The organism is Microcoleus sp. Pol11C2, from assembly GCF_036701505.1.
Taxonomy (GTDB): Bacteria; Cyanobacteriota; Cyanobacteriia; order Cyanobacteriales; family Microcoleaceae; genus Microcoleus.
Window position 1 is genome coordinate 1 of sequence record NZ_JAUBQX010000101.1, and the last position, 5,496, is coordinate 5,496.

Annotated in this window: 6 protein-coding genes; 4 read left to right on the forward strand and 2 right to left on the reverse strand. The window is 42.3% G+C overall.

Annotated features, from left to right (window positions below):
• Positions 1-604 precede the first annotated feature (604 nt).
• The 3 genes from QUA42_RS27275 (at position 605) to QUA42_RS27285 (ending at position 3,327) form a co-directional block, all read left to right on the forward strand.
• Complete coding sequence (locus QUA42_RS27275; RefSeq protein ID WP_333141767.1) at positions 605-1,153, forward strand: hypothetical protein; 549 nt, start codon at positions 605-607, stop codon at positions 1,151-1,153.
• Positions 1,154-1,283: 130 nt separating this feature from the next.
• The gene (locus QUA42_RS27280) at positions 1,284-2,231 is read left to right on the forward strand and encodes a protein rep (RefSeq protein WP_333141769.1); all 948 of its coding nucleotides are present in this window, start codon (positions 1,284-1,286) and stop codon (positions 2,229-2,231) included.
• 250 nt (positions 2,232-2,481) lie between these two features.
• Positions 2,482-3,327: a P63C domain-containing protein gene (locus QUA42_RS27285; protein WP_333141771.1), complete on the forward strand. Its 846-nt coding sequence runs from the start codon at positions 2,482-2,484 to the stop codon at positions 3,325-3,327.
• A gap of 41 nt (positions 3,328-3,368) precedes the next feature.
• Here the strand turns inward: QUA42_RS27285 and QUA42_RS27290 are convergent, their stop codons facing one another.
• Positions 3,369-4,157 carry a hypothetical protein gene (locus QUA42_RS27290; protein WP_333141772.1) on the reverse strand — a complete coding sequence of 263 codons (789 nt, stop codon included), beginning with the start codon at positions 4,155-4,157 and terminating at the stop codon, positions 3,369-3,371.
• A gap of 128 nt (positions 4,158-4,285) precedes the next feature.
• Positions 4,286-4,507: a hypothetical protein gene (locus QUA42_RS27295; protein WP_333141774.1), complete on the reverse strand. Its 222-nt coding sequence runs from the start codon at positions 4,505-4,507 to the stop codon at positions 4,286-4,288.
• 334 nt (positions 4,508-4,841) lie between these two features.
• Between QUA42_RS27295 and QUA42_RS27300 the strand changes: the two genes are divergently transcribed.
• Positions 4,842-5,441, forward strand: coding sequence for a hypothetical protein (locus tag QUA42_RS27300; RefSeq protein ID WP_333141776.1), 600 nt, complete (start codon positions 4,842-4,844; stop codon positions 5,439-5,441).
• Positions 5,442-5,496 lie beyond the last annotated feature (55 nt).

Sequence of the window (5,496 nt, forward strand, 5' to 3'; positions counted from 1 at the left end):
CAGTTGGATTGAAGAAAATTGAAACTGCCCTACGAGAGACTATAAACGCTTACCAAATAAATCGGGTGTTTACAGTCCCCAGTTTTCGAGATTGGATAATATACCACATAGTAGTTTTGTTTGGAGAGTATACCGGGTATCACCAGACCCGGTTTATTTACCCTGCGAGCGAGCGGTCTGTCGCGGCCGGGGGCAACCACAAGAGCTGCACCCCCGGCCCACGTTTTCATCCTTCTTCTATCTTTGTTGTTTGGTATTTTCGAGGTTTGTTACAATCTGGCGCTTTTAATTGTAGTGTTCGCTTAGTGGGTTCTGATTTAATCAACTAGACAAATGTAAGACATTCGCTAGACATTGGTAAGACGAAATATCAAGCGCGTGACACACGGCTTTTGGTGTCCTCTGCCGGACGGGCAGGCGGCTATTTTTCCGACGGTCTTCTAAATTTTTTTCACTTAGGCAAAGACTTAATGGCCCGTCGAAAAAATCCCGCTAGAGGTTTAGACGGGAGAACCGCATTTCTGGCTACAAGTTCAGGAATGCACGTCTATCCTCAATTGGTTTGGGATAATGAACAGATAACCAAATTTTCATACAATTAGCTATGTCTGAAGCCCCTATTATTAAAGCTCTTCACACGGACATTCCCTTGGGTAGTGTTTTGCTTGATGCCTACAAGCTGCATACATATTATTTTGAGAAACGGATAGGGCTTGCCGGAGCAAGTACGTCGCTTGGGTACTCTAAGGAGTGGTTGGGCAGGTTGCCAAAACAAGGGGTAAAACAGTTCCAAGCCATGCAGGCTGATGGTTTCACAGGTTGCCAAATTGAGGTTAGTGTCTCTCGGTCGGATGGCTCAGGGGCGTCTATAGCTAAGACGATAAGCATACGCGACTTTAACAAGCTGATTGCTTATGAAGCTTTAAAGAAAAAAAATGTCCATGCAATAATATTGCTCATAGCTCTTGCAGAGGCAGGCTTAGAGCGTGTTGTATCTGACGCTTTTAATGGTGTTCCCTTGGATTGGTTTGCAGAAAAGATTGTTCACTATACCAAATGGACTCATGACGAGCTAATGGAGGTCTTACAGTACAACCGCGAAGATGCAAGGTCTTTGTATTTGGGCCGTGTGCCGCCTTCACTTGAATTATGAGGGATAACGGGCGGACGAAGGACGCACGGTTATCCCGCTCCCTGTGAGGGTTTGAGGCGATTTTCCAAAGTAGAAGCCCCCTGGTATAGTTGTAGTAACCACACTTCAACTAAAACTAGGGGGCTTCTCTGTGCCTAATGGCTCAGACGAGAATTCTGTAGTTCCCATTATAGCCGCTATTGAGGCTCCGTATCTTTCTGACTTGTCAGAAAGGGATAAGCCTTGGGATAAACACAGAAAAAACACAGATCAGGTATCGACTCACTACAGGGGAAGCGAATTCAACGTCTTAGCCGATCGCACGAGTTTCTGTAGTGAGTTCTTAGACTTCAGGCTAACGCCTAGGGATGAAGGGGAGCTAAGACTCAAGTTATCAACCGCTCGGTTCTGTCGAGTGCGGCATTGTCCTGTTTGTCAGTGGCGGAGGTCGCTTATGTGGAAGGCAAAGGCTTACAAGGTGTTGCCCCAAATAGTCGAGAAGTACCCAAAGCATCGTTGGCTGTTTGTGACGCTGACGGTTAAAAACTGTCCGATCGTGGAGCTGCGGGCAACGCTGACATGGATGAATGAAAGCTTCAAGCGGCTAACCAAGCTGAAGGACTGGCCAGCACAAGGCTGGTTGAAATCTGTTGAGGTGACACGCGGCAAAGATGGCAGCGCTCATCCACACTTTCACTGCCTACTGCTAGTGCCACCGTCATATTTCAGTCATGGGTATTTATCCCAGGCGAAGTGGGTTGAGCTTTGGCAGCGCTGTTTGCGAATTGACTATCAGCCTGTGATGGATGTACAGGCCGTCAAAAAGGGAGCGCAGCCCATGTCCCTTATTCCTGAGCTGCTCAAATACTGCGTCAAGGAGTCGGATTTGGTGGCCGATCGCGAGTGGTTCCTGGAACTGACTCGTCAATTGCATAAGACGCGGGCGATCGCGACTGGTGGTGTGCTCAAGCAGTATCTAAAGGAGCTGGAGGAGGAACCGGAGGATTTGATTGGGCAAGAGGAGACTGGAGAGGTTGATGAGGGGCATTTGTATTTTGGTTGGCGCAAGAATGTAAAAAAATATAAACTACTTCCTTAAAATTGTGTTATCACTATGATAATTGTGTTATCACTATGATAACACAATAGTAAATCAAAAAGTAGACTACAAAAAACAGAACGATATTAAGCTTGTTTACCATTTTTGCGGATTTTCGTTATGATTGAGCTATTTCAAAAATGACGAAATAAATTTTGCTGGTAAAAAAATAAAGATCTGCTGTTTTTAGAGCTAGTCGTAGTTTTTGAATAAGTTACGCAATCTATAACTCTTGCTAGGAGGGCTATGTATGGATTTGTCAGAAAACTTGGTTTTTGAAATTATTCAATCGAATGAAGCATTTCCGGTAAATTTTGATGATGCTTGGATGTGGATAGGGTATGCAACAAAGCAAGCTGCTAAAAAGAAGCTAACTCGAAACTTTGAAAAGGGTTTGGACTACTCATCCAAGTGGATGAGTGTCTCTCATAGTAACGGTTCTACGGCTTCAAGAGTTCAACAAATAACGCTAACTGTTGACTGCTTCAAGTCTTTAGGTATGATGGCGGGTACTTCTAAAGGAAAAGAAGTTAGAGCTTATTTTTTAAAATGTGAAGCTGAACTAAAGCGCAGGCTGGAAGCTGAACGCCAAACCAAGCAAGTCTACCAAATCAAAGATTATGTTTTGGATAAAGCTTTACCTTGGAATACAGATCGCAGTGGTCAAAGACCTTTTGTAACGGAGTTTTATGAGCATCTTTATCGTATTCGTGGCGGTACTTGGGCTAAACGCAATCCGAAATTAGGGCAAAAACCAGGTTGTGTGGCAGGTTGGACAAATCAATTTGTCTACGATATGTTTCCAGATAAAATTCCTAAAGCTCTTCAAGAACAGTATAAAAACCAAAAAGATACTTATTATCGTAAGTATGAGTTTTTAACTGAAAGGAAGGGTCGTTCTCATTTGGCTCTACATATGGCAGCTCTGCTTGCAGTTATGACAGTTTCTCCAGCTAATAATTGGTCGAGATTTCTGGCAAATGTTCAAAAAGTCTTTCCAAATCCTGATGACGCTATTGCTATTCAATTAGAGTTTGATTTTTTACTAGAAATGGAAGAAAGTTGGGCTGAAGACCAAGAACAGAAAGAAGCATAAAGTATAAGTACCGTATGATAACAAGTGTTATCATACGGTACTTATGAATTTTCAAGCAAATTCAATTGCTTATTAAAACTACCTTTGGGAATTAAGTTCCAAAGGTTTTTTCCTTGATTAGATTGTCCTGCGTAAAAAAGATCGTAAGGTACTTTTAATATTTTTATTCCCGATTGAGGAGTTACTTTTATTGGAGCATCTAAAATTTTATTTTCGGGGAGAGCTTTGTTTTCTTTTTTGAGATTACGATTAATATAACCTCGTAAATTATTAATTGTTTTGTAAGGTAATTTTGTAAGTCTTGCCACTTCTGCTGTGTCTATATTGATAAATTTTTTGCTATCATCGATAGTTGGTGTTAGGTTGTCAAGAGAAATGCTATCGGTGTTATCAGTATTAACAATGCTATCAGGTAGATTTGTTTGTTCAATTTTTAGATGGTTGTGTTTGTTGTTGTAGATAGTATTAAGGTCTTCAAAAATTGGGTTAATTGTGTCAGGTTCTTTTGTGTCGTTAACACTACTGATAACACTGTTATCAGTAGTGTTAATTAGTTCAGTGTCTATTTTGAGGTGTTCTGCTTTAGGACTCAACGTAGCAAATTTTTCAAAAAGGCTTGTGATGGCATCTTTTAAATTAGCGACCTCCTGTTCTAAATTTTCTATCCTCCGATCGCCCGTTGCCTTAAGATGTGGTACTTCAGTCCCAATATAAGCAGCCACAGCTTTAGCTAGCATTTCTGTCTTGGACTCTCCTGTACGAGCCAGGAACTCATTAATTTTTTGGTCAAGCTCAGCGGGAATACGTGCCGATAAAAATGGGTTAGGCATAATGTTATCAACGTGTTATCACTATTGTTTTACCAATATACCAGGTTTAGCGAGTGTGATAACAAATTATCAGACTGTTATCAGAGGTTTTTTTTAAGCTCGTCCTCAACAGTAGCTACATCAAAAATCTAGCCTTCAGGTCGGGGGATTTTACAAGCTTTTGCGTACTCAGCAGCTAGATGGTCATTAATCCAGTGAATAACTGTGTTTGCACTTGCTTTGTCCAAAGGCTGCTCTACATCAAGAGAGGCGATCGCAGCAATCTCAGAAAGAACGCGATTAGCCGCAGGCTCCGCCAGAGTTCGGGTGTAAAGCCAGACCAACTGATTAATTCGTGGTTCCTGTGTCATAAGTAATTGATCCCTAGTGATATTGGTCTTGGTATTCCCCACACCTTCTTCCTTAGCGGAGGGGCAGCCATGTCAAGGGGAAAAGAAAAATTCGTGATGAGGTTAGCTTTTGGGCGAGGCCAAGACTTTGACGATAGAAGCCAGACTCCGAGCGAGCCTAAAAGCTTACCGAATAGAATTTATCGACCCTTGACATGGCTGCCCTGGAGCGGAAAATCGAAGGTGGGGAATACCAAAGCGGGAAAATTTGTAAACGTTTCAGTTGTTAGTAGATATTGGTGTGAATTTCACACTTGTCATAATGATATTTAACAATTTTATTTTACTTTGAAAAATGTCTAATCATCAAGATGATGAATTTGATGGCATTGATGAACCCATCAGAGCAGAAAGGGAGATAGTCAGATTTTTTGATGGACTCGAAGTGGACGGCTACAGGATGCCCAACTTGGAGTTTCGTGTGGGTCTGTCTGGAGCCAGTAGAGTCTTAGGTTACGACAGGGATTGGTTGAGAGATGTTCTTCAGACAAATGCCCGCACAGTTAAAAGCTTACGTGGCTTGGGTTTCAGCGAACAAATTCAAAAAGTGACGGCACAGTCAAAGCACCAAAATTCGTTTGAAGATACAACGATAAGTTTGGATGATTTTAACCGCCTCATTGTTTATGCCACGTCTAAAGGAAAAAAAGCTGCCCTAGCTCTTCAGCTTTCCTTTACCAAGATGGCCCTTAACGATTTCTTCCGAGATGCCTTTGGAGAGCCACCTCTGAGTATTGAGCAGAAGCGTCAGTTGTTCTACGAAACCTATGCTGCCAGCATTAGTCCCGAGGACTGGCGGCGGATGGACAAACAAGATATTCTAAGACTCGCTCTCCCCGGCGATGAACCACACCTTAGAAAAGGACGCTGGAACAGTTGGATTGAAGAAAATTGAAACTGCCCTACGAGAGACTATAAACGCTTACCAAATAAATCGGGTGTTTACAGTC